This is a genomic window from Pseudomonas sp. GXZC (assembly GCF_026967615.1).
GTDB lineage: Bacteria > Pseudomonadota > Gammaproteobacteria > Pseudomonadales > Pseudomonadaceae > Aquipseudomonas > Aquipseudomonas azotoformans_A.
This window is the reverse complement of sequence record NZ_CP114115.1, coordinates 4,078,652-4,100,264: the sequence shown is the minus strand read 5'-3', so window position 1 is coordinate 4,100,264 and position 21,613 is coordinate 4,078,652. Positions and strand designations below refer to the sequence as shown.

Here is a 21,613-nt window from a genome sequence, read left to right as displayed (position 1 = left end):
GAAAAAGCCCTGAGCGTAACGCTTTGAAAGATGACAACACCCATTATCCCGTGACTTGGGAATGGGTGACTACCCCCGAAAAATAGCATGCATTCGGGGTTTGTCTTCAAATGAGTGCGTCAGCGCTGAAACCTTTCATCCGTTCGCCAGTTCAGGCCGGTCGCGAAACTGCTCCAGCGCCTGCGGGTTGGCCAGGGCGTCGGTGTTCTTCACCGGCTCACCGTGCACCACATTGCGCACCGCCAATTCGACGATCTTGCCGCTGATGGTGCGGGGGATATCGGTGACAGCGAGGATCTTCGCCGGCACATGGCGCGGTGTGGTGTTGGCGCGGATCACCTGGCGGATCTGCTGCTCCAGCGCGTCGTCCAACTCGACACCCTCGTTGAGGCGTACGAACAGCACCACGCGCACGTCGTCCTGCCAGCGTTGGCCGATGGCCAGGCTTTCCTGCACCTGTGGGACTTTTTCCACCTGGCGATAAATCTCGGCCGTGCCGATCCGCACGCCGCCGGGGTTGAGCACCGCGTCGGAGCGCCCGTGGATCAGCAGGCTGCCGTTGGGACGCTGTTCGGCGTAGTCCCCCTGAGCCCATACACCGGGAAACTGGCTGAAATACGAAGCGCGCAGTTTTTTTCGCTCTGGGTCATTCCAAAGCCCAATCGGCATGGCCGGGAAATGCCGAGTGCACACCAGCTCGCCTTTTTCGCCGACCAACGGCTGGCCCTGGTCGTCCCACACCTCAATGGCCATCGCCAGGCTCTTGCACTGCATTTCACCGCGACGCACCGGCAGCACCGGGTTGCCGATCACAAAGCAGGAGACGATATCGGTGCCGCCAGACATGGAGGAAAGGCACAGCTCGCCCTTGATTTCGCGGTACACGTAGTCGTAGCTCTGCGGCGACAGGGGCGAACCGGTCGAAATCAAGCCTTTGAGACTGCTCAGGTCGTGGCTCAGGCGCGGTTGCAAGCCGGCCTTTTCCAAGGTGGCGAGAAACTTGGGGCTGGTGCCGAACACGCTGATCTTCTCGGCATCGATCAGGTCGATCAAACGCTCGGGCCCCGGATGAAACGGCGAACCGTCATACAGCACCGCCGTGGCGCCGATGGCCAGTACCGACACCAGCCAGTTCCACATCATCCAGCCGCAGGTGGTGTAGTAGAACAGGCAGTCCTCGCGGGACAGGTCGGCATGCAGGCCGTGTTCCTTGAGGTGGGTGAGCAGCACGCCGCCGGTGCCGTGGATGATGCACTTGGGCACGCCGGTGGTGCCGCTGGAATAGAGGATGTACAGCGGATGGTCGAACGGCACCGCGACGAATTCAGGCGCGCCGCCGGGCTGGTAGAAGTCCTGCCACAGCGCGACGCGGGCGTGGGTTTGATAGTCCTCGATCCTTGCCTGGTGCCGCGCGTACGGCACGACGATCAACTGCTCCAGGGACGGCAGGCGTTCGAGGATTTCATTGAGCTTGGCGGTCTGGTCGATGGTTTTGCCGGCATAACGATAACCGGCGCAAGTGATCAGCACCTTGGGTTCGATCTGGCCGAACCGGTCGATCACGCCCTGGGTGCCGAAGTCCGGCGACGAACATGACCAGATCGCGCCCAGGCTGGTGGTGGCAAGCATGCCCACCAGGGTTTGCCAGGTGTTGGGCATGCAGGCCGCGACGCGGTCACCCTGCACGACACCGGCCGCCCGCAGGCTGCTTTGCAGGCCGGCGACATGGGCCGCCAGTTCGGCGTAGGTCAATTGCTCGCGCTGGCCGTCTTCACCGAGGGCGACCACGGCGGGGTGATCGTCGCGACGGCGCAACAGGTGCTCGGCGAAGTTCAGGGTCGCGCCGGGAAACCATTGGGCGCTGGGCATCTCGGCGTCTTCGATCAGCACCGCCGTGGGCGGATTGCGAAATTGCACGTCGAAGTATTCCACGATCGCCCGCCAGAAATCCGCGCGCTGGTCGATGCTCCACTGGTGCAGCGCCGGGTAGTTGCTCAGCTGCACGCTGTAGCGCTGGTTGATGTAGCGCCGGAACTGGTCCATCCGCGTGTGGACGATGCGTTCCGGGGAGGGTTGCCAGAGGATCTCGGACATAGTGGGCCTCTTGTTATTGTGCCAGCCAGCCGCCGTCGATATTCCACGCGGCGCCGCGCACCTGGCTGCCGGCTTCGCTGCACAAAAACAGCACCAACTCGCCCAATTGCGGCGGCGTGACAAACTCCAGGGACGGCTGCTTCTCCGCCAGCAGATCATGCTGCGCCTGTTGCGGGTCAACGCCGGCGGCGGCACGGTCATCAATCTGCTTCTGCACCAGCGGCGTCAGCACCCAGCCGGGGCAGATGGCGTTGCACGTCACGTTGCTGGTGGCGGTTTCCAGGCCGACGACCTTGGTCAAGCCAATCACACCGTGTTTGGCGGCTACATACGCCGCCTTGCCCACCGAACCGACCTGGCCATGCACCGAGGCGATATTGACAATACGTCCCCAGCCCTTGGCCTTCATGCCCGGCAAGCTCAAGCGTGTGCTGTGGAACACCGACGACAGGTTGATCGCAATGATCGAGTCCCAGCGCTCCGCCGGGAAGTCTTCCACCGCCGCCACATGTTGAATGCCGGCATTGTTCACCAGGATATCCACGCCGCCGAATTCACGCTCGGCGTAGGCGATCATGTCGGCGATTTGCGCCGGGTCGCTGACGTCCGCCGGGTGATGGCCGACCTTGCCGCCGAACGCCTGTACCTGGGCGATCACCGCGCTGGCGTCGCCGAAGCCGTTGAGGATCAGGTTGGCGCCGGCCTTGGCCAGGCTCAAGGCAATGCCTAAGCCGATGCCGCTGGTGGAGCCGGTGACCAGGGCGGTCTTGCCGTTCAATGTCGTCATGAAAACCTCACACAATGCCGGTGGCGTAGAAAGTACCGATCACCACGAACACCGCGAGGGTCTTGATGATCGTGATGCCGAAAATATCCTTGTAGGCTTCGCGGTGCGTCAGGCCAGTGACCGCCAGCAGCGTGATCACCGCGCCGTTGTGGGGCAGGGTGTCCATGCCGCCGCTGGCCATGGCCGCGACGCGGTGCAGCACTTCAAGGGGGATATTGGCCGCGTGGGCCGCCGAAATAAAGCTCTCGGACATGGCCGCCAGGGCGATGCTCATCCCACCCGACGCCGAGCCGGTGATACCGGCCAACAGGGTCACGGTAATCGCTTCGTTGACCAGTGGGTTAGGGATGCCCTTGAGCCAGTCCGCCAACACCAGAAAGCCTGGCAGCGAGGCGATCACGGCACCAAAGCCGTATTCGGACGCGGTGTTCATCGCCGCCAGCAACGCACCGCTGACCGCGCTTTTGCTGCCTTCGGCGAGTTTGCTCTGGATGGCCGACCAGCCAAACACCAACACCATGACGATGCCCACCAGCAACGCCGCTTGCACCGCCCAGATCGCGGTGAGCTTGGCGATTTCGGTGGTCACCGGCGTGGTCATGCCTGGCAGGGCGAGGCTGTGGGTCTTGCCGTACCACTGCGGGATCCAGTGGGTGAACAGCAGGTTCATCACGCCCACCAGAATCAGCGGCGACAGCGCGATCCAGGGGTTGGGCAGCGCCAGGTTGTCGGCCGTTTCCGGCTCGTTGCGCAGCTCGGTGCCGTAGCCTTCACCGGCCCGTTGCGCTTTGTTGCGCTGGCGTGCCAGGTACAGCATGCCGGCGCAGAACACGAAGATCGTACCGATCAGGCCCAGCCATGGCGCGGCCCAGGCCGTGGTGTTGAAGAAGGTACTGGGGATGATGTTCTGGATCTGCGGCGTGCCGGGCAGGGCGTCCATCGTGAACGAGAACGCGCCGAGGGCAATGGTCGCCGGGATCAGGCGTTTCGGGATATTGCTCTGGCGGAACATCTCCGCCGCGAACGGGTACACCGCAAACACCACCACAAACAGCGACACGCCGCCGTAGGTGAGCAGGGCGCAGACCAGCACGATCACCAGCATCGCCTGGCGCGTGCCGAGCAGACGGATTGCTGCGGCCACGATGGAGCGCGAAAAGCCCGACAGCTCGATCAGCTTGCCGAACACCGCGCCGAGCAGGAACACCGGGAAATACAGTTTGATAAAGCCGACCATCTTCTCCATGAACACCCCGGTAAAGGCAGGCGCGACGGCGGACGGGTCGGTAAGCAGGACAGCGCCGAGGGCGGCGATGGGGGCAAACAGGATAACGCTATAGCCACGGTAGGCAGCCAGCATCAGCAACGCGAGCGCTGCCAGGGCAATGATCACACTCATGGTGTGTCTCCATCGGATTGTTATTTTTGTGGGGTGTTGCTGTAGGAAGGGGCTATAGCGAGATGTGTGCCAAAACCATAACTTGTTGATATGTATGAAATATTTTTAGTTTTACAGCGAATTTCTCGAATGCTGTCTCGATTTTGAGACAAGTGGAAATCAAATGTGGGAGCTGGCTTGCCTGCGATAACGGTGTTTCAGTCACCCATGACTCTGCTGAACCACCGCTATCGCAGGCAAGCCAGCTCCCACAATAGTTCATCTATATATTGAGATTTAAGTCTCTTTATTGAGACTGCTCTATCCCCAACGCCACCATCTTCTTGTACAACGTCGACCGCCCAAGCCCCAGTTGCTTGGCCGCCTCCACCACATTGCCCTCATACGCCTTCAACGCTGCCGTGATGATCTGCCGATCAAACCGCTCCCGCGCCGCGTTGAAACTTTCCCCCTCCACCGTCGCGACGACACTGTTACGCGCCACCGGCGTAAAGGTACCAATCGCCGCCCGTATTTCCCTGGCATTCAGCACCAGGTCATCACTCAGCAGCGCCGCGCGTTCCAACACATTGCGCAGCTCTCGGATATTTCCCGGCCACGCGTGCTGTGCCAGCAGGGCCAGTGCCTCACGGTCCAGTTCATGCTGGCTACGCAACTCTTCAAGAATCGCCTCGCTCAGCGCCGGAATATCCTCCAGCCGCTCACGCAGCGGCGGCACCTGGATCGGCAGCACATTCAGCCGGTAATACAAGTCGGCGCGAAATTCACCGCGTTTGATCGCCGCTTCAAGATCCATGGACGTGGCCGCGATCACCCGCACATCGCTGTGCAGCATCTCGTTGGAGCCCACCGGCTCGAATTCCTTCTCCTGCAACACCCGCAGCAATTTGCTTTGCAGCGGCAGCGGCATGTCGCCGATTTCATCGAGGAACAGCGTGCCGCCCTGGGCAATCTGGAATTTGCCCGCACGACCCTTGCGGTCGGCGCCGGTAAACGCGCCCGGTGCGGTGCCGAAGAACTCGGCCTCCAGCAGGTCAGCGGGAATCGCTGCACTGTTGATGCTGACAAAGGCCTTATGCGCACGGCTCGACGCGCCGTGAATCGCCTGGGCCAGCAATTCCTTGCCGGTGCCGGTCTCGCCCAGCAGCAACACCGGCGACTCGGCGCTGGCACTGCGCCGCGCCCGGCGTTTGACTTCGAGGCTGGCGGCGCTGGTGCCGATAAAGTGCGCGAAGTTGTATTTGCTCTGGCGTGAACGCAGCAATGAGCGTGTCGAGGCCAACTCCTGCTGCATGCTCAGGTAGCGCTCGATCAGCGGTGACAGGTTGCGCAGTTCATCGAACAACGCAAAGCCAATCGCGCCGATCACCGCGCCGGCATCGTTGTGGATCGGCAAACGCATCACCACCAGCGGGCCTTTGGGCGTGTCCTGGATGTCCAGCAGGATCGGCTGATCATTGCGCACCACTTGGCGCAACAGGCTGTTGGAAATCACCTGCTCGCAGGGCTGGCCGATGGCTTCGTCGGCGCTTTTCAGGCCAAAGCGCTTGGCGTAGCGCTCGTTCATCCACACGATGTTCGCGTCGCGGTCGACAATCACCGTGCCTTCGCTGGACTGCTCGATGATCTCGAACAGCGACTGGATGGCCAGGCCGCGAACCTGTTGGTAATCCGTGAGGCTGGTGCTCATGAGGATAATCCGCAGGCGGCCGCCAGCAATTCCTGGGTGTAGGGATGCTGCGGCGCATCAAACACCCGATGGCTCGCGCCAGCCTCAACGACCTTGCCGTCCTTGATCACGATCATGTCGTGGGCCATCGCGCGCACCACCGCCAGGTCATGGCTGATGAACAGGTAAGTCAGGCCGTATTTCTCCTGCAGTTCACGCAGCAGCGCCACCACTTGCTTCTGCACGGTGCGGTCGAGGGCCGAGGTGGGTTCGTCGAGCAGCATCAGCGCCGGCTTGAGCACCAAGGCGCGGGCGATGGCAATGCGTTGGCGCTGGCCGCCGGAAAACTCATGGGGGTAGCGGTGACGGCTGGCGGGGTCGAGGCCCACATCCTTGAGCACCTGCACCACTTGCGCGTCGCGGTCGGCCAGGCTGCACGGCGCGTGCACTTCCAGGCCTTCGCTGATGATCTGCTCCACGGTCATGCGTGGGCTGAGGCTGCCGTAAGGGTCCTGGAACACCACCTGCATCTGCTTGCGCCATGGGCGCATCTGCTGGTTATTCAGCGGGTCGAGGGCTTCACCCTGGAAGCGGATGCTGCCGGTGGAGTCCAGCAGTCGCAGGATCGCCTGGCCCAGGGTGGATTTGCCCGAGCCGGACTCACCGACAATCCCCAGGGTTTTGCCACGTTGCACGCTGAGGCTGATGCCGTCCACTGCACGCAGGTAGGTCTTGCGCCGAAACAAGCCGCCGCCGAGGGGGAATTGCACGCTCAGGTCGTCTACCTGCAACACGGTTTCGCGCTCATCGCTGCACAGCGCATCACCGTCCGGCTCGGCATCCAGCAGCAATCGGCTGTAAGGATGTTGCGGCGCATTGAACAGGCTCTGGCAGTCGGCCTGCTCGACAATCTCACCCGCGCGCATCACGCACACGCGCTGGGCAATGCTGCGCACCAGGTTGAGGTCGTGGCTGATCAGCAGCAGCGACATGCCCAGGCGTTGTTGCAGGGACTTGAGCAGCAGCAGGATCTTGCGCTGCACGGTCACGTCCAACGCGGTGGTCGGTTCGTCGGCGATCAGCAGTTCCGGCTCGCAGGCCAGGGCCATGGCGATCATCACGCGCTGGCGTTGCCCGCCGGACAGTTGATGGGGATAGGCCTTGAGCCGTTCCTGGGGTTTCTGAATGCCAACCAGGTCAAGCAATTCGAGGATGCGCGCCTGGGCCGCCTTGCCTCCCAGGCCCTTGTGCAACAGCAGGGTTTCACCGATCTGCTTTTCGATACTGTGCAACGGGTTCAGGGAGGTCATCGGCTCCTGGAAGATCATCGCAATACGGTTGCCGCGCAGCTTCTGCAGGGTCGCCGCCGATGCGCCAATCAGCTCCTGGCCGCGGTAACGGATAGAGCCGGTGGTTTCGGTGCCGGCTTCGGGCAGCAATTGCAGGATCGAGTGGGCGGTCACCGACTTGCCCGAGCCCGACTCGCCCACCAGCGCCAGGCACTCGCCGGGGCGTACGTCCAGGCTCAGGTTGCGCACCACGGTCTGGCCGCTGAAGGCGACGCTGAGGTCGCGGATTTCGATCAGGTTCATAGGCGGTCACTCATGAGCGTGGGTCGAAGGCATCACGCAATGCCTCGCCGATAAACACCAGCAGCGACAGGATCAGCGCCAGTGTGAAGAACGCCGTCAGGCCCAGCCAGGGCGCTTGCAGGTTCTGCTTGCCCTGGGCAATCAGCTCGCCCAGGGAGGCGCTGCCTGCCGGCATGCCGAAACCGAGGAAATCCAGGGCGCTCAGGGTAGAAATCGCGCCGGTCAGGATGAACGGCAGGTAGCTCAAGGTCGCGGTCATGGCATTGGGCAGGATATGCCGGCGAATGATCTTGCCATCACCCAAACCCAAGGCCCGTGCGGCCTTGACGTATTCCAGGTTGCGCCCGCGCAGGAACTCGGCGCGCACCACGTCCACCAGGGCCAGCCAGGAAAACAGCGCCATGATCCCCAGCAGCCACCAGAAATTGGGCTCGACAAAACCGGACAGGATGATCAGCAGGTACAGCACCGGCAGCCCGGACCACACCTCCAGCACGCGCTGGCCAATCAAATCCACCCAGCCGCCGTAATAACCCTGCAACGCACCGGCTGCAATACCGATGGCGGCGCTGATCGCGGTGAGCGCCAGGGCAAACAGGATCGACACCCGCGCACCAAAGATCACCCGCGCCAACACATCCCGCGACTGATCATCGGTGCCCAGCCAGTTCACCGCCGAGGGCGGGCTGGGGGCAGGGCGGGTCAGTTCGTAGTTGGGCGTGTCGTCGCTGAACGGGATCGGCGGGAACAGCATCCAGCCGCCGTCCTGCTCGATCAGCTTTTTCACGTAGTCACTGCGGTAGTCAGCCTGGAAGGGCAACTGGCCGCCGAACTGTTGTTCGGTGTAACGCTTGAACACCGGGAAATACAGTTCGTTCTTGAAACTCAGCACCAAGGGTTTGTCGTTGGCGATCAACTCACCGCCGAGGGTCAGGATAAACAGGCCGATAAACAGCCACAGCGACCACCAGCCACGGCGGTTTTTCTTGAAGCGCTCGAAACGGCGGCGCGCCACCGGAGACAGGTTAAGCATCAGGCGTTCCTCGCGGCAAAGTCGATACGCGGGTCCACCAGGGTGTAGCAGAGGTCACCGATGAGTTTTATCAAGAGGCCGAACAAGGTGAAGATAAACAACGAACCGAACACCACCGGATAATCGCGGGAGACGGCGGCTTCGTAGCTCATGCGGCCCAGGCCATCCAGGGAGAAGATCACCTCGATCAGCAGGGAACCGGCGAAGAACACGGCGATGAATGCCTGGGGAATCCCCGAGATCACCAGCAACATCGCGTTACGGAACACATGGCCGTACAACACGCGCCGTTCGCTCAGGCCCTTGGCACGGGCGGTCACCACATACTGGCGCGTGATTTCATTCAAGAACGAGTTCTTGGTGAGGATGGTCAGCGTGGCAAACCCGCCGATGACCAGCGAGGTGACCGGCAATACGAGGTGCCAGAAATAGTCGGCAATCTTGCCCACGGTGCTGAGTTCTTCGAAGTTCTCCGACACCAGCCCGCGCACCGGGAACCAGTTCAGCGACGTGCCCCCGGCAAACACCACGATCAGGAACATCGCAAACAGGAACGCGGGCATCGCATAGCCGATGACAATCGCGGTGCTGCTCCATACATCAAAGCTGCTGCCGTGGCGCACCGCCTTGCGAATCCCCAAGGGGATCGACACCAGGTAGGTGATCAGCGTTGCCCACAGGCCGAGGGAGATGGTCACCGGCATCTTTTCCAGGATCAGGTCGATCACCGTCTTGCCGCGAAAGAAGCTGTTACCAAAGTCCAGTTGCGCGTAGCTCTTGAGCATCAGCCACAAGCGCTCCGGTGCCGGCTTGTCGAAGCCGTATTGTTTTTCGATGTCTGCGATCAACTTCGGGTCCAGGCCACGGCTGGCGCGGGAGCCGCCGCTGATGCCTTCGCCGGAGGAACCACCGACGCCACCGCCGCCAATGCCTTGCAAATGGGCAATGGCTTGCTCGACCGGGCCGCCGGGCGCGGCTTGTACGATCACGAAATTCACCAGCAGGATGATCACCAGCGTCGGGATGATCAGCAGCAGGCGCCGCACGATATAGGCAAACATCAGCGCGCACCTCCGCGTTTTTTCAACTCAGCGTTCATTTGTTCGTTGGTCAGGGGCGTGGGGCTGATTTCCCACCAGGTTTCCAGGGCTTCGTCGTTTTTCGCCTCGATGGCCGGGCGGCCGAAGCGGTTCCACCACGCGGCGGACGTGCCGGGCGGGTAGTAGTTGGGAATCCACAGGTAATTCCATTGCAGCACCCGGTCCAGCGCGTGGGCGTAGGTGAGCATCTGCGCCTGGTTGTCGGCCTTGACCAAGCCCTTGATCAGGCTGTCGACGGCCGGGTCCTTGAGCACCATATAGTTGTTGGCGCCGGGATCGAACGCGGCGGCCGAGCCGAAGTAGTTGTACAGCTCCATGCCGGGCGAGGTGGTGACCGGAAAACCGGTGACGATCATGTCGTAGTCCCGTGCCATCACGCGGTTCACATACTGGGAGGAGTCGATACGACGGATATTCAGGGTGATACCGATTTGCGCCAGGTTGCGCTTGTACGGCAGCAGCAGGCGTTCCATGCCGCTTTGGGCATTAAGGAAAGTGAATTCCAGCGGTTCGCCCTCGGCATTCACCAGTTTGTCGCCGTCCGGTTTCCAGCCGGCTTCCTCCAGCAAGGCCAGGGCCTGCAATTGCTTGTCGCGGATCATGCCGCTGCCGTCGGTGACCGGCGCCTTGAACACCTGGGTGAACACTTCGTCCGGTACCTGGCCGCGCAAGGGTTCAAGAATCGCCAGTTCTTCCGGGGTCGGCGGCTGGCTGGCCGCCAGCGGGCTGTTGGAGAAGAAGCTCTGCTGGCGGATGTACATGTTGCGCATCATCTGTCGGTTGGCCCATTCGAAGTCCCACAGCATTGCCAGGGCCTGGCGCACGCGGCGGTCCTTGAACATCGGTTTTTGCACATTGAACACATAACCCTGGGCCGGTTGCGGCATTTCCTTGGCCAGGTGCGCGCGTTGCAGGCGACCGTCATCCAGGGCCGGGCCGTTGTAGCCGATGGAGTAACCGGTGGCGGAAAACTCGCGGTTGAAATCGTAGGCACCGCCGCGCAATACCTGGCGGGCCACTTCGGTGTCGCCGAAGTACTCCAGGCTCAGGTGATCGAAGTTATACAGGCCACGGCTGACGGGCAGGTCCTTGCCCCACCAGTTCGGATCGCGGGTAAAGGTGATGGTGCTGCCGGAGTCGATCTTGCTGACTTTATAGGGGCCGCTGCCCAGAGGCGCTTCATAGCCGCCGCCATTGGCGAAGTCGCGGGTCTTCCACCAGTGTTCCGGGAAGACCGGCAGGGTGGCGATGTCCAGGGGCAGGGTGCGGTTTTCATTGCTGGAGAAATCGAAACGCACTTGGCGTTCGCCCTCGACTTCGACGTGCTTGACGTCGGCAAACAGGGTGCGAAAGCGCAGGCTGCCTTGGGTCATCAGCAGGTCGAAGCTGTAGCGCACATCTTCGGCGGTGATGGCCTTGCCGTCGGCAAAGCGGGCCTTGGGGTTGAGGAAAAAACGCAGCGACAGGCCGTCGTCGGCGCGCTCCATCTTTTCGGCCACCAGGCCGTAAACGGTGTAGGGCTCGTCCAGGGAACGCTGGGCCAGGGGCGCATACAGCCAGCCGTCGACCTGAGAGACGCCGATGCCTTTGTCGATATAGGGCAGCACGTGGTCAAAGCGCCCGATCTCGATGGCCGAGCGGCGCAGGCTGCCGCCCTTGGGGGCGTTCGGGTTGGCATAGTCAAAATGGGTAAAGCCGGCGGGGTACTTGGCCGGTTCGCCGTACACGGTCAGGTACGGTTGAGGTGCCGCGATCACGGCGGTGCTGGCCAGCAGCAGGGCCAGGGTCGAACTCAAAATGTAGGAAAAAGCCAATCGCATTGTCAGCCTTGAACGCCGTGTGAAGTAGAAAAGGGATTTGTACGCTAACGGCATCAGCGTCGCCAGTCATCACATGCACAACGGCCCACCAAAAGGCGGGCCGTTGTTTAAAGCATCAGCGCAGACTGGATCAGTCCTGGCGGCTGGTGACTTCCAGCAGATGGTAGCCGAACTGGGTTTTCACAGGGCCTTGCACGGTATTGACCGGGGCGCTGAAGACGACAGTGTCGAATTCCTTGACCATCTGGCCTGGACCGAACGAACCCAGGTTGCCGCCGTCGCGGCTGGACGGGCAGCTGGAGTTGGCTTTGGCGATCTCTGCGAAATCGGCGCCGCCTTCGATTTGGGCCTTGAGTTCGTTGCACTTGTCTTCAGTGGAAACGAGGATGTGACGGGCGGTGGCTTTGGCCATGGGAAGTAACTCCTTGAATGAAAAGGGTGAGCCTACCGGATTCAGGCGGTTATTTCCTGGCAAAGTTCCCGCCGATTGCCTGAGTGGTTCAACTGCGGGCCATGGCGCCACTGCGGGTCAGCCATTCGATAAACAGCGCAAACAGCTCGGCCTGGGAATTGATCGCCAGCTTGGTGTACAGATTCTTACGGTGCATGCGCACGGTTTCCGGCGAAATGCCCAGCACTTGCGCGGTGGATTTCACCGAATGCCCGCGCAGGATCAAGTGCGCGATCTCACGTTCACGAACGGTCAATACGCCGCTGCCAAATTCCATGAACGCGGCTTCAATCTGCTGATGGGCCTGGGTCTGGGTGAAGGCGTCGTCGCTGATCACTTTGGTCAGGCCACCGCTCGTGCCGAAACGGCGCAGTAATTCGCGGACCATGGCCTGGGTGGCTTTCTGCAGGGCCAGTTGTGGCTCAGTGAATTGGCCGGCGCTCAGCCCCTGGAACATGCACAGCGAGATCTTGCTCTGCGGGCACAGGTCGACAATGTAGTAGCTCTCCTGGGCGCCGCCGCTGCGCAGGTAATAGGTCTTGTAGTACTCGCTGTTGAAAAAGTCGTCCGGGGCAATCTCGGCCAAGTGGTAGAAACCTTCGGCCAGGCCTTTGTCCACTGCCAGGCAGAAGGGATCGAGCAAGTAGCCGCGGGAAAAGTAGCGGTGAATGATCTCGTCCTGGTAGGTCCGGGGAATGCCTTGCTGATACAGCAAGTGCGGCGGCAGGCCCTGGCGTTCCAGGCTGATCATCATCGATTCGATGGGCGTGAGCGTGCAGAGCGCGCTGGCCAGGTGTTCGAGGAACGAAGCCTCGTCCACATGAATAAGCGCCTGGCCCAGGGCGTGGTGCCAGGCTTCCAGTTGCTGCAGGGAGGGGGCAGGGCTGGTGGTTGTCATGACGGCCAGTCTACCCGGCCGTCGATGCCCAAGCCACAACGCCGAGACGGGCTCGGCGCTATAGGTCATCGGCCCTGGTACTCGCCGCTGGCGCGCAGTTCGGCTGCCGTGTCGAGGATGCACTGGCGCAGGGTCTCCACCACTTCATCGACCTGGGCGTGGGTGATGATCAGTGGCGGTGACATCACGTTCAGATGGCCGATGGGGCGCACCAGCAAGCCTTTGGCCTGGGCGCGCAGGTGGATTTTCTCACCGATGTTGACCGCGTCCGGCAACAGCGCCTTGGTGCGTTTGTCCGCCACGAACTCAATGCAGGCCATCAGGCGCTGGCAGCGGATGTCGCCTACCAGGGGCAACTCGGCCAGGGTCTTCAGGCGTTGCTCCAGATACACGCCGACCTCTTCGACATGGGCCAGCAGGTTTTCCCGTTCGATGATTTCGATGTTTTTCAGTGCCGCCACACAACTCACCGGATGCCCGCTGTAGGTGAAACCGTGGGTGAAGCAGCGACCCTTGCCCGGTTCACCGATGACTTGCCAGATTCGCTCCGAGAAAATGCACGCGCCCAGCGGCAGGTAGCCGGAAGTCAGGCCCTTGGCGGTGGTGATGATGTCGGGCTGCATGCCGAACACCTCTTCGGAGGCGAAAAACGCACCGAGGCGCCCGAATGAGGTCACCACTTCATCGGCGACGTACAGCAGGTCATGACGCTGGCAGATTTCCCACATGCGCCGATGGTAGCCCAGCGGCGGAATGATCACGCCGCCGGAACCCATGATCGGCTCAGCGAAGAACGCCGCCACATTGTCCGCGCCGAGGGTGAGGATCTTGTCTTCGAACTCATTCACCAGGAAGTCGAGAAAGTCCGCTTCGCTCATCCCCGCCGGCGCCCGGTAGTAGTTGGGGCAAGAGATGTGGTGGAACAGGTCGCTCATGAAGTCGAATTCCGGCGCGCGGTCAGCGGCCTTGTTACCAATCGACATCGTCAGGAACGTACTGCCGTGGTAGGCGCTGAAGCGCGAGATAATGTGCTTCTTGGTCGGTTTGCCGCGACTGTTCTGATAGAACTGCACCAGTCGGTAGGCCGTGTCCACCGCCGTGGAGCCGCCAGTGGTGAGGAACACATGATCAAGGTCGCCGGGCGCCAGGCTGGCGAGCTTGGCGCAGAGTTCGATGGCGGTGACGTTGGCCATGTCGCAGAACGGGTTGGAGTACGCCAGTTGGCGCACCTGGTTGGCGATGGCGTCGGCCATTTCCTCGCGGCCCAGGCCGATATTCGTACACCACATGCCGCCGACCGCATCCAGGTAACGGTTGCCGTGAGTGTCATAGATGTAGGCGCCGTCGCCCATCGCGATGTTCAACGAGCCTTGTTCACGGTGTTCGTCGAACATGTGGAAGCCGTGCATGTAGTGGGCTTTGTCGGCGGCGTCCAGTTTGTCGTGGTCGAATTGGGCGAAGAAAGCGGGATTTGGCAGAGTCATGGCATTTACCTTCAATGGCTGGGGGTCACTTGCCGGTCTTGACGGCGTTCCAGGTGCGGGTGATCAGGCGTACAGCGGCCGGCGGCTGGCTTTTCTGAGTGAACAGGCGCTGCATCGTCGTCGGGTCGGGGTAGATGGCCGGGTTGTCGCGGATACCGGCATTCACCAAGGGCTTGGCGGCCAGGTTGCTATTGGCGTAGTGGATGGTGTTGCTGACGCCGGCCATGGTGCTGGGCTGAAGGAGAAACTCGATGAACTTGTGGGCGTTGGCCACATGGGGCGCATCGGCGGGGATGTAGAAGTTATCGAACCAGATCAGCGAGCCTTCCTTGGGAATGAAATAGTCCAGCGTGATCTTGGCCCCGGCCTCCGTTGCCCGTGCCTGGGATGTGGCGTAGTCGCCGGACCAAGTGGTGGCAAGACACAGATCACCGTTGGCCAAACCGTTGATGAAACCGCTGGAGTCGAATTTGCGGATGTACGGACGCACTGCCATCAGCACGCCCTGGGCGGCCTTGAGGTCATTTGGGGCGACGCTGTTAGGGTCCAGGCCGAGGTAGGTCAAGGCCAGGGGAATCATGTCGGTCGGTGAGTCCATGAACGTGATGCCGCAATCGGCGAAGCGCGACACCACCTTCGGGTCAAAAATCATCGCCAGGGAGCCGATAGGCGCGTCCGGCATGCGCGCCTTGATCATGTCGACGTTGTAGGTCACGCCATTGCTGCCCCAGGTGTAGGGCGCGGAATAAGTGACGCCGGGGTCGTGGGCTTCCAGGCTTTTCAGCACCAATGGATCAAGGTTCTTCCAGTCGGGTAACTGGGACTTGTCCAGTGGCTGGAAGACGCCGCCCTTGATCAGCAGCGGTACCAGGGAAGCGTTGAGCAGGGCCAGGTCATACCCGGAGCGTCCGGAAAGCAACTTGCCCTGCACGGTTTCGTAGGAGTCGTAGGTGTCGTAGACCACCTTGATCCCCGTGGCTTTCTCGAAATCGGCCAGGGTGGTGTCGCCGATGTAGTCCGCCCAGTTGTAGATGCGCAAGGTATTGCCTGGGTCGTCGGCGGCCTGGCTCAAGGTGGCGGAGGCAAGCAATGCGGCGCTGAACAGGGCGATAAAGGCTTTACGCATGGGGACCCACCTTGAGTTGTGCTTGTTATCAGGCTGAGGGACTGATTGCACTGTCAGGCAGGTGGCCGGTGGGCGCCATACCCCGTTCGGGTAGGGTTCAGCTCAGGACGATGTAGTCGTTCTGCTGGATGATTGGCCGGTGCGGGCCCTGCACCAGATGAATATAGCGACCGCTCACCAGATCAATGGGCAGGCAGTCGTCGATGTCCAGCACCCCATCGGTGTGGGCTTGGGACCAGTGGCGCAGCATCCGTTGCTTGCCTTTGCTCATGGCTTCCTGTTTGTTGCGGGCGACCACCAGCAGGTAGTGGTGGGCTTCACCAAAGCTATTGGACTCGTAACCGCCAAGGTTGATGAAGTACAGGTGATGTGCACCAGCAGCCGGGGCCAGATGGCTCAGTTCGACTGTCCAACCGTCCACGCCCTCCACGGCCATCCAGGCATCGATGTGCACACCCTTGGGACTGCCGAACCAACCGGCGCGTAGTTGCGGGTAGGTCGCTTCCAGCGTGTCCGCGACCGCAAACACCACATCGTGCACTTCAATCTTTGCCCGTGGGTGCTTGCCCCCGAGCATGACGACAAACAGCATTACAGGTTCTTCCAGGTGACTTGGCAGAGGCTAACCTTACTTCGATTGAACCCTTTTGTCCGGTCAATGCCACACTGTTAATCCGCGAACTCATCAGGAGGTTGTCATGCGTACCATTGATCTGGCGGGCGTTCCCGTCCCTGTCATCGGCCAGGGAACCTGGCGCATGGGCGAAAATCCCGACCAGCACCGCGCCGAAGTCGCGGCCTTGCAACTGGGCATCGACGAGGGCATGACCCTGATCGATACCGCCGAAATGTACGGTGAGGGCGGCGCCGAAACGGTCGTCGGCGAAGCCATTCGCGGCAGGCGCGACCAGGTGTTCCTGGTGAGCAAGGTCTACCCGCACAACGCCAGCCACAAGGGCGTGCCCCGTGCCTGTGAAGCCAGCCTCCAGCGCCTGGGCACGGACTACATTGATCTCTATCTGTTGCACTGGCGCGGCCAACACCCCCTTGAGGAAACCGTCGAAGCCTTCGAGCGCTTGCGTGAAGTCGGCAAGATCGGCCGCTGGGGCGTCTCCAATTTCGATGTGGCCGATCTGCAGGAGCTCGCATCCCCGGCGTGCGCCACCAATCAGGTGCTCTACAACATCGAAGAGCGCGGTATCGAATTTGACCTGCTGCCGTGGTGGCAACAGCATCACTTGCCCTTGATGGCGTACTGTCCGATTGCCCAGGGTGGCGAGTTGTTGTCCAGCCCGACCCTCAAGCAGATCGCCCGTCGACATGAGGTCACGCCCGCCCAGGTCTCCCTGGCCTGGGTGTTGCGCCAAGACGGTGTGATCGCGATCCCCAAGGCGGTCACCCCAGAGCACGTGCGGCTCAACGCAGCCGCCGCCAAGCTGGTGCTGGATGAGCACGACCTCGACGCGATTGACCGCGTGTTTGGCGCACCCAAGCGCAAGCACCCTCTGGCGATGGTTTAGCCCGCGGTCAGGAACGACGCCTTCCTTGGCACCGTTCCCTGGTTAATTCGGTTTAACCCGTAACCGGGCTGCGCCAGTCATCGGACCCGGAAGTACCGGACACTTCGTGGGTCCACACGATCTTGCGGTAGGTGAAATACACATCCTCCAGGTGGGTGAAGTGGGCGTTGTCCGGGTCCTGGCAGTTGGGCATGCGTGACTGGATGTCCACGATGGTCGCGCCCTCCAGTTCGATGGTGAAGTAGTGCTCCTGGGTGCCGGCGGACGAGGTGCGCAGCCATTCCAGCCGGCACTTGACCTCTTCGCCGCTGGTCAGTGCGCTGAACAGCAATGGGGAGGATTTATCGAAGACTTTGCTGATCATCATGGGTTTGTGGACCCGCTGGCCGGTGGGCTGGCCGGATTGTGGGTCGCGCGGAATGATCACCTGATGAGCAAACGCCTGGACCAGGATCTGGTCCTCATGGCCTTCCTGGTAAATATTACCTACCGAGTCCTGGGTAAACGTGCCTGCCGTGATCAAACCTTGTTTGACGCCGGTGATGGATAGATAGGCGGGTGTTGGCATGACGGGTTTCCTTGTCTGATTGAAGAGGTAGTTCCAACCGATCATGACACCGGCTGGCAAGTCACCATTACTACAAGAACCGTGCCTGAAAGTGAGCGGGTTAATAAATACAGGGGTTTGGCGTTAAATAAGGCTGGAGTGATAATCAGGCGAGATGGTTTTGGTAGTTATATGGCGTATTTAGTTGCGCAGAGCTGCGCATTTAATTGCTCAGTGCGCACGCGAGTTAAATAGGGAAGTTGTAAATAGAGTCTAAATCGCACCTGTGCCTCAGTGCGCAAAATGCTGCGCAGTGGCTTTGTTTGCGCGTTTGTAGGAAAAGGATTAAGTATTTCTCTGTCGCTTGCTGAATGCTTTTGGCGTGGCTAAGGTTTGGGAGCTTTGCAGAAGTTACAGCAAGGTTAAGATGGCCTATTGGTGTGCTTTTTAAGTGTCGCTAGTTGGCTTTTTCCTGTCTTGGTTAGTTGCATCAGGTGTTGAATGTCGTATTCGGACAAGCTGTGTGATTACTATCTAGAAGTTGCGAGGCTGCCCTGTGCGCAAACAAGTTTTGCGGGCAGCGATATGCGCTTTTCGAGTGAGTATGAAACCTTGGAGTCCGAGCTGGCAAAGGCACAATCGATCCATGGCAGTGGTCAGCCGGATTGGCACAAAGTCCTGGAAATCAGTGAAGGCCTGTTACGGCAACAATCCAAGGATCTACGTGTGGCTGTCTGGTTGACCTGGGCGTTGCACCAGCGCGAATCCTATCCAGGGCTGCTGGCGGGGCTCGGGATGTTGCGCTATCTCTGCGAGCATCATTGGTCGGTGGCCTACCCCGAAAAACTGCGCACCCGTGGCGCAGCATTCGCTTGGTTGGTGTTGCGCCTCGAGCCTTTGTTCGCGCAAGGCTTGCCGTTGCAGAACCAGCAGCCCTTATTTCGCGCCGTGCTTGAGCAACTGACAGGTCTCGATGAGCTATGGGCCAAGCACTTCGCGGATGACGCGCCGTTGCTGCTGCCGATTCGCAGGCAATTGGCTCAACGACTGGAGCGTGCGGCTCAGGACGATACCCCGGCGGCGGGATTAAGCGGTGTCATTGCGCAGGTCCAGCAAGCGGCCAGCCAATTGCTCAAACCCGAAACCGTTGTGAACAACGAAAAAGACGCCAGCAAGTTACTACGTACCTTGCAGGAGCAGGCCCGCCCGTTGTGTACCTGGTGGTTGCGCCAGAACGCTACCGACCTGCGCGCCTTGCGCCTCAACCGAACATTGAATTGGTTGGTACTGGCCAGCTACCCGGATGCCGACAACGAACGGGTGACCGCGTTGCGCGGGCCTGCCCCTGACAAGCTCAAGCGTTATCAGGAGCGTTTTGCCCAAGGGCATTACGCCGACCTGGTACTTGAACTGGAGGCCAGTCTGGCCGGTGCCATGTTCTGGTTCGATGGGTTGCGCATGCTCTGGCAATGCCTGGAAGCCTTGCAGGCCGAACAGGCCATGCTCGAGTTGGAAGTTGTCTTCGCCTTGTTGTTGCAACGCTTGCCGGACCTGCCGTCGTTCTGCTTTCACGACCGCGTTCCTTTTGCCGACGCCGCCAGCCGTGACTGGATCACGCTGCAGGTCAGCCGGCATTTGCAAGTACCCGAATCAGCCGCCGTGGTGGATTCCGAAGCCGAGCCCTGGGAGCTCGCCTTGCAGGCGGTAGCGCCCAGGTTGCGCAAGGATGGGCTCAAGGCCGCGATCCATGAACTCAAGCGAGGCAGCCTCGCCGCTCGCAGTGATCGCGCGCGTTTTCACTGGCGGCTGGCACAGGCGCGCCTGTGTGTGCAGGCGGGCAAGCATGAGCTGGCGAAGATCCAGCTCGAACACCTGGACCACGAACTGCAACGCACAGGCCTTGAGCGCTGGGAACCGGAGCTGGCACTTCAAGTTGCCCAGCTTCTGTATCGCTGCTGCGACCTGTTGCCACAAAACCACGCCGTGCGCGAGCGCAAGGAAGACACCCATCGCAGGCTGTGCCTCTTCGATCTGGAAGCGGTACTTGAATAGGCTTTCGAGCCACTTGAAAAAGGAGAGACACCATGGCCAAAGAAGCTTCGGTCGCCCCCAAGGAACGCATCAATATCACGTTCAAACCCGCTATCGGCGGGGCGCAGGAAGAAGTCGAACTGCCATTGAAACTGTTGGTGCTGGGCGATTTCACCCAACGTGAGGACGTGCGCAAGCTCGAAGATCGCAAGCCCATCGCGATCGACAAGAACACCCTCGATGACGTGCTGGCCAAACAGGCGTTGAGCCTGACGCTGAACGTGCCCAACCGCCTGCAGGAGGATTCAGGTGTTGAGGAGTTGGCCATTCAGGTGCGCATCAATGCAATGAAGGACTTCAATCCCGCGAACCTGGTTGAGCAGGTGCCCGAGTTGCACAAGTTGATGGCGTTGCGCGAGGCACTGATGGCGCTCAAAGGACCCCTGGGTAACACCCCGAGCTTTCGCAAGGCTATCGAGCAGGCCCTGGCGGATGACGCGTCCCGCGCCAGGGTACTGGCTGAGCTGGGTCTGGACAGCCCCGACGCCTGACATTTTTCAGTAAAAGGACACTGACCGCATGACCACACAACAACACACACTGCCAGCACCCACCGATGATCAATTCAGCATTCTCGACAACATCGTTGCCCAGACTCTGCTGAGTGCAGACGACGAGGCGTATGGCATTGCCAAGCGGGGCGTCTCGGCGTTCATCGAAGAGCTGATCAAGCCGCAGAATCGTGGTGAGCCCGTCAAGAAACGCTTGGTCGACCGGATGATTGCCGAGATCGACACGAAGCTCAGCTTGCAGATGGATGAGATTTTGCACCACCCGCAATTCCAGGCCCTGGAAGCCGCCTGGAAGGGATTGCAGTTGTTGGTTGACCGGACCAACTTCCGCGAGAACATCAAGATCGAACTGCTGAACGTCACCCGGCAAGACCTGCTGGAAGATTTCGAGGATTCACCGGAAGTGACCCAGTCCGGGTTGTACAAACATATCTACAGTGCCGAGTATGGTCAGTTTGGTGGTCAGCCGGTGGGCGCGATTATCGCCAACTACTTTTTGTCTCCCAGCGCCCCCGACGTGAAACTGATGCAGTATGCATCCAGTGTGGCCTGCATGGCCCATGCGCCATTCATCGCCGCTGCCGGGCCGGCGTTCTTCGGGTTGGAGAGTTTTACCGGCCTGCCGGACCTGAAAGACCTGAAGGACCACTTCGAAGGTCCTCAATTTGCGAAATGGCAAAGTTTTCGCCAAAGCGAAGACGCACGCTATATCGGCTTGACCGTGCCGCGCTTTCTGCTCCGTACGCCCTACGATCCAGTTGAGTGTCCGGTCAAGACCTTCGCCTATCAGGAAAACGTGGTCAACAGCCATGAACATTACCTGTGGGGCAACACGGCATACGCCTTTGCCACGCGCCTGACTGACAGCTTCGCGCGCTTTCGCTGGTGCCCGAATATCATCGGTCCGCAAAGCGGTGGTGCGGTGGAAGACTTGCCGTTGCATCACTTCCAGAGCATGGGTGAGATCGAAACCAAAATCCCGACGGAAGTGCTGGTTTCCGACCGCCGTGAGTACGAGCTGGCGCAAGAGGGCTTCATTGCCTTGACGATGCGCAAGGGCAGCGATAATGCCGCGTTTTTCTCCGCCAGTTCGGTGCAGAAGCCGAAACACTTTGGCCTCAGTCCCGAGGGCAGGGAAGCCGAGCTGAATTACCGCTTGGGTACCCAACTGCCCTACATGATGGTGGTCAATCGCCTGGCCCACTACCTCAAGGTTCTTCAGCGCGAGCAATTGGGTTCGTGGAAGGAGCGTACAGACCTGGAGCTGGAACTCAATAAATGGATTCGCCAGTACGTCGCCGATCAGGAAAACCCCAGTGCCGAAGTGCGTGGACGACGGCCATTGCGCGCGGCGCGCATCGTTGTCAGTGATGTCGACGGTGAGCCCGGCTGGTACCGCGTCAACCTGAGTGTACGGCCGCACTTCAAGTACATGGGGGCCGACTTCACGCTGTCCCTGGTCGGCAAGCTCGATAAAGAATGAGCAGCGG

The 21,613-nt window shown here is 60.7% G+C and carries 18 protein-coding genes; 4 read left to right on the top strand and 14 right to left on the bottom strand.

Annotated features, from left to right (window positions below; all coding sequences use genetic code 11):
- Positions 1–135 precede the first annotated feature (135 nt).
- The 13 genes from OZ428_RS18965 to OZ428_RS18905 form a co-directional block, all read right to left on the bottom strand.
- Entirely contained in the window at positions 136–2,094 is a 1,959-nt protein-coding gene (locus OZ428_RS18965; protein WP_269130891.1) for an acetoacetate--CoA ligase, read from the bottom strand.
- Between the two features lie 13 nt (positions 2,095–2,107).
- On the bottom strand, positions 2,108–2,881 hold the full coding sequence (locus OZ428_RS18960; protein WP_033902345.1) for a 3-hydroxybutyrate dehydrogenase: 774 nt from the start codon (positions 2,879–2,881) through the stop codon (positions 2,108–2,110).
- Between the two features lie 7 nt (positions 2,882–2,888).
- Positions 2,889–4,280, bottom strand: coding sequence for a GntP family permease (locus OZ428_RS18955; protein WP_269130890.1), 1,392 nt, complete (start codon positions 4,278–4,280; stop codon positions 2,889–2,891).
- A 286-nt stretch (positions 4,281–4,566) separates the two neighbouring features.
- Positions 4,567–5,970: a sigma-54 interaction domain-containing protein gene (locus OZ428_RS18950; RefSeq protein WP_330911101.1), complete on the bottom strand. Its 1,404-nt coding sequence runs from the start codon at positions 5,968–5,970 to the stop codon at positions 4,567–4,569.
- Positions 5,967–7,541: an ABC transporter ATP-binding protein gene (locus OZ428_RS18945; RefSeq protein ID WP_269130889.1), complete on the bottom strand. Its 1,575-nt coding sequence runs from the start codon at positions 7,539–7,541 to the stop codon at positions 5,967–5,969. Before OZ428_RS18945 ends, OZ428_RS18950 begins: the two co-directional genes overlap by 4 nt.
- Before the next feature lie 10 nt (positions 7,542–7,551).
- Positions 7,552–8,574, bottom strand: coding sequence for an ABC transporter permease (locus tag OZ428_RS18940; protein ID WP_028616409.1), 1,023 nt, complete (start codon positions 8,572–8,574; stop codon positions 7,552–7,554).
- Positions 8,574–9,635 carry a microcin C ABC transporter permease YejB gene (locus OZ428_RS18935; RefSeq protein ID WP_016976573.1) on the bottom strand — a complete coding sequence of 354 codons (1,062 nt, stop codon included), beginning with the start codon at positions 9,633–9,635 and terminating at the stop codon, positions 8,574–8,576. Before OZ428_RS18935 ends, OZ428_RS18940 begins: the two co-directional genes overlap by 1 nt.
- On the bottom strand, positions 9,635–11,494 hold the full coding sequence (locus OZ428_RS18930) for an extracellular solute-binding protein (protein WP_269130888.1): 1,860 nt from the start codon (positions 11,492–11,494) through the stop codon (positions 9,635–9,637). The genes OZ428_RS18935 and OZ428_RS18930 overlap by 1 nt, the downstream gene beginning before the upstream one ends.
- 130 nt (positions 11,495–11,624) lie before the next feature.
- The gene (locus OZ428_RS18925) at positions 11,625–11,906 is read right to left on the bottom strand and encodes a peptidylprolyl isomerase (RefSeq protein WP_010210937.1); all 282 of its coding nucleotides are present in this window, start codon (positions 11,904–11,906) and stop codon (positions 11,625–11,627) included.
- Between the two features lie 88 nt (positions 11,907–11,994).
- Entirely contained in the window at positions 11,995–12,843 is an 849-nt protein-coding gene (locus OZ428_RS18920; RefSeq protein ID WP_269130887.1) for a response regulator transcription factor, read from the bottom strand.
- Between the two features lie 65 nt (positions 12,844–12,908).
- The gene (locus tag OZ428_RS18915; protein WP_269130886.1) at positions 12,909–14,327 is read right to left on the bottom strand and encodes an aminotransferase; all 1,419 of its coding nucleotides are present in this window, start codon (positions 14,325–14,327) and stop codon (positions 12,909–12,911) included.
- Between the two features lie 25 nt (positions 14,328–14,352).
- Complete coding sequence (locus tag OZ428_RS18910; RefSeq protein WP_269130885.1) at positions 14,353–15,453, bottom strand: polyamine ABC transporter substrate-binding protein; 1,101 nt, start codon at positions 15,451–15,453, stop codon at positions 14,353–14,355.
- Between the two features lie 97 nt (positions 15,454–15,550).
- Positions 15,551–16,045, bottom strand: coding sequence for a DUF1543 domain-containing protein (locus OZ428_RS18905; protein WP_269130884.1), 495 nt, complete (start codon positions 16,043–16,045; stop codon positions 15,551–15,553).
- 106 nt (positions 16,046–16,151) lie between these two features.
- Here OZ428_RS18905 and OZ428_RS18900 point away from each other — a divergent pair, with 106 nt between their 5' ends.
- Positions 16,152–16,973, top strand: coding sequence for an aldo/keto reductase (locus OZ428_RS18900; RefSeq protein ID WP_033902355.1), 822 nt, complete (start codon positions 16,152–16,154; stop codon positions 16,971–16,973).
- A 52-nt stretch (positions 16,974–17,025) separates the two neighbouring features.
- Here OZ428_RS18900 and OZ428_RS18895 read toward each other — a convergent pair whose 3' ends face one another.
- Positions 17,026–17,541, bottom strand: a complete 516-nt coding sequence (locus tag OZ428_RS18895) for an Hcp family type VI secretion system effector (protein WP_033902356.1) — start codon at positions 17,539–17,541, stop codon at positions 17,026–17,028.
- A gap of 480 nt (positions 17,542–18,021) precedes the next feature.
- On the opposite strand from OZ428_RS18895, the gene tssA reads away from it, so the two are divergent.
- Genes tssA through tssC form a run of 3 tightly spaced genes read left to right on the top strand, consistent with a single transcriptional unit; the run spans position 18,022 to position 21,606 of the window.
- Positions 18,022–19,572 (top strand): type VI secretion system protein TssA, encoded by a 1,551-nt coding sequence (gene tssA, locus OZ428_RS18890; protein ID WP_269130883.1) that lies wholly within the window; start codon positions 18,022–18,024, stop codon positions 19,570–19,572.
- Positions 19,573–19,604: 32 nt separating this feature from the next.
- Positions 19,605–20,102 carry a type VI secretion system contractile sheath small subunit gene (gene tssB / locus OZ428_RS18885; RefSeq protein WP_269130882.1) on the top strand — a complete coding sequence of 166 codons (498 nt, stop codon included), beginning with the start codon at positions 19,605–19,607 and terminating at the stop codon, positions 20,100–20,102.
- A gap of 28 nt (positions 20,103–20,130) precedes the next feature.
- Positions 20,131–21,606, top strand: a complete 1,476-nt coding sequence (tssC, locus tag OZ428_RS18880) for a type VI secretion system contractile sheath large subunit (RefSeq protein WP_269130881.1) — start codon at positions 20,131–20,133, stop codon at positions 21,604–21,606.
- Positions 21,607–21,613: the final 7 nt, after the last annotated feature.

Excerpts from the sequence above, each read along its gene's own strand:
- OZ428_RS18965 (WP_269130891.1), bottom strand. The coding sequence starts at position 2,094 with ATGTCCGAGATCCTCTGGCAACCCTCCCCGGAACGCATCGTCCACACG.
- OZ428_RS18960 (WP_033902345.1), bottom strand. The coding sequence starts at position 2,881 with ATGACGACATTGAACGGCAAGACCGCCCTGGTCACCGGCTCCACCAGC.
- OZ428_RS18955 (WP_269130890.1), bottom strand. The coding sequence starts at position 4,280 with ATGAGTGTGATCATTGCCCTGGCAGCGCTCGCGTTGCTGATGCTGGCT.
- OZ428_RS18950 (WP_330911101.1), bottom strand. The coding sequence starts at position 5,970 with ATGAGCACCAGCCTCACGGATTACCAACAGGTTCGCGGCCTGGCCATC.
- OZ428_RS18945 (WP_269130889.1), bottom strand. The coding sequence starts at position 7,541 with ATGAACCTGATCGAAATCCGCGACCTCAGCGTCGCCTTCAGCGGCCAG.
- OZ428_RS18940 (WP_028616409.1), bottom strand. The coding sequence starts at position 8,574 with ATGCTTAACCTGTCTCCGGTGGCGCGCCGCCGTTTCGAGCGCTTCAAG.
- OZ428_RS18935 (WP_016976573.1), bottom strand. The coding sequence starts at position 9,635 with ATGTTTGCCTATATCGTGCGGCGCCTGCTGCTGATCATCCCGACGCTG.
- OZ428_RS18930 (WP_269130888.1), bottom strand. The coding sequence starts at position 11,494 with ATGCGATTGGCTTTTTCCTACATTTTGAGTTCGACCCTGGCCCTGCTG.
- OZ428_RS18925 (WP_010210937.1), bottom strand. The coding sequence starts at position 11,906 with ATGGCCAAAGCCACCGCCCGTCACATCCTCGTTTCCACTGAAGACAAG.
- OZ428_RS18920 (WP_269130887.1), bottom strand. The coding sequence starts at position 12,843 with ATGACAACCACCAGCCCTGCCCCCTCCCTGCAGCAACTGGAAGCCTGG.
- OZ428_RS18915 (WP_269130886.1), bottom strand. The coding sequence starts at position 14,327 with ATGACTCTGCCAAATCCCGCTTTCTTCGCCCAATTCGACCACGACAAA.
- OZ428_RS18910 (WP_269130885.1), bottom strand. The coding sequence starts at position 15,453 with ATGCGTAAAGCCTTTATCGCCCTGTTCAGCGCCGCATTGCTTGCCTCC.
- OZ428_RS18905 (WP_269130884.1), bottom strand. The coding sequence starts at position 16,045 with ATGCTGTTTGTCGTCATGCTCGGGGGCAAGCACCCACGGGCAAAGATT.
- OZ428_RS18900 (WP_033902355.1), top strand. The coding sequence starts at position 16,152 with ATGCGTACCATTGATCTGGCGGGCGTTCCCGTCCCTGTCATCGGCCAG.
- OZ428_RS18895 (WP_033902356.1), bottom strand. The coding sequence starts at position 17,541 with ATGCCAACACCCGCCTATCTATCCATCACCGGCGTCAAACAAGGTTTG.
- tssA (WP_269130883.1), top strand. The coding sequence starts at position 18,022 with ATGTCGTATTCGGACAAGCTGTGTGATTACTATCTAGAAGTTGCGAGG.
- tssB (WP_269130882.1), top strand. The coding sequence starts at position 19,605 with ATGGCCAAAGAAGCTTCGGTCGCCCCCAAGGAACGCATCAATATCACG.
- tssC (WP_269130881.1), top strand. The coding sequence starts at position 20,131 with ATGACCACACAACAACACACACTGCCAGCACCCACCGATGATCAATTC.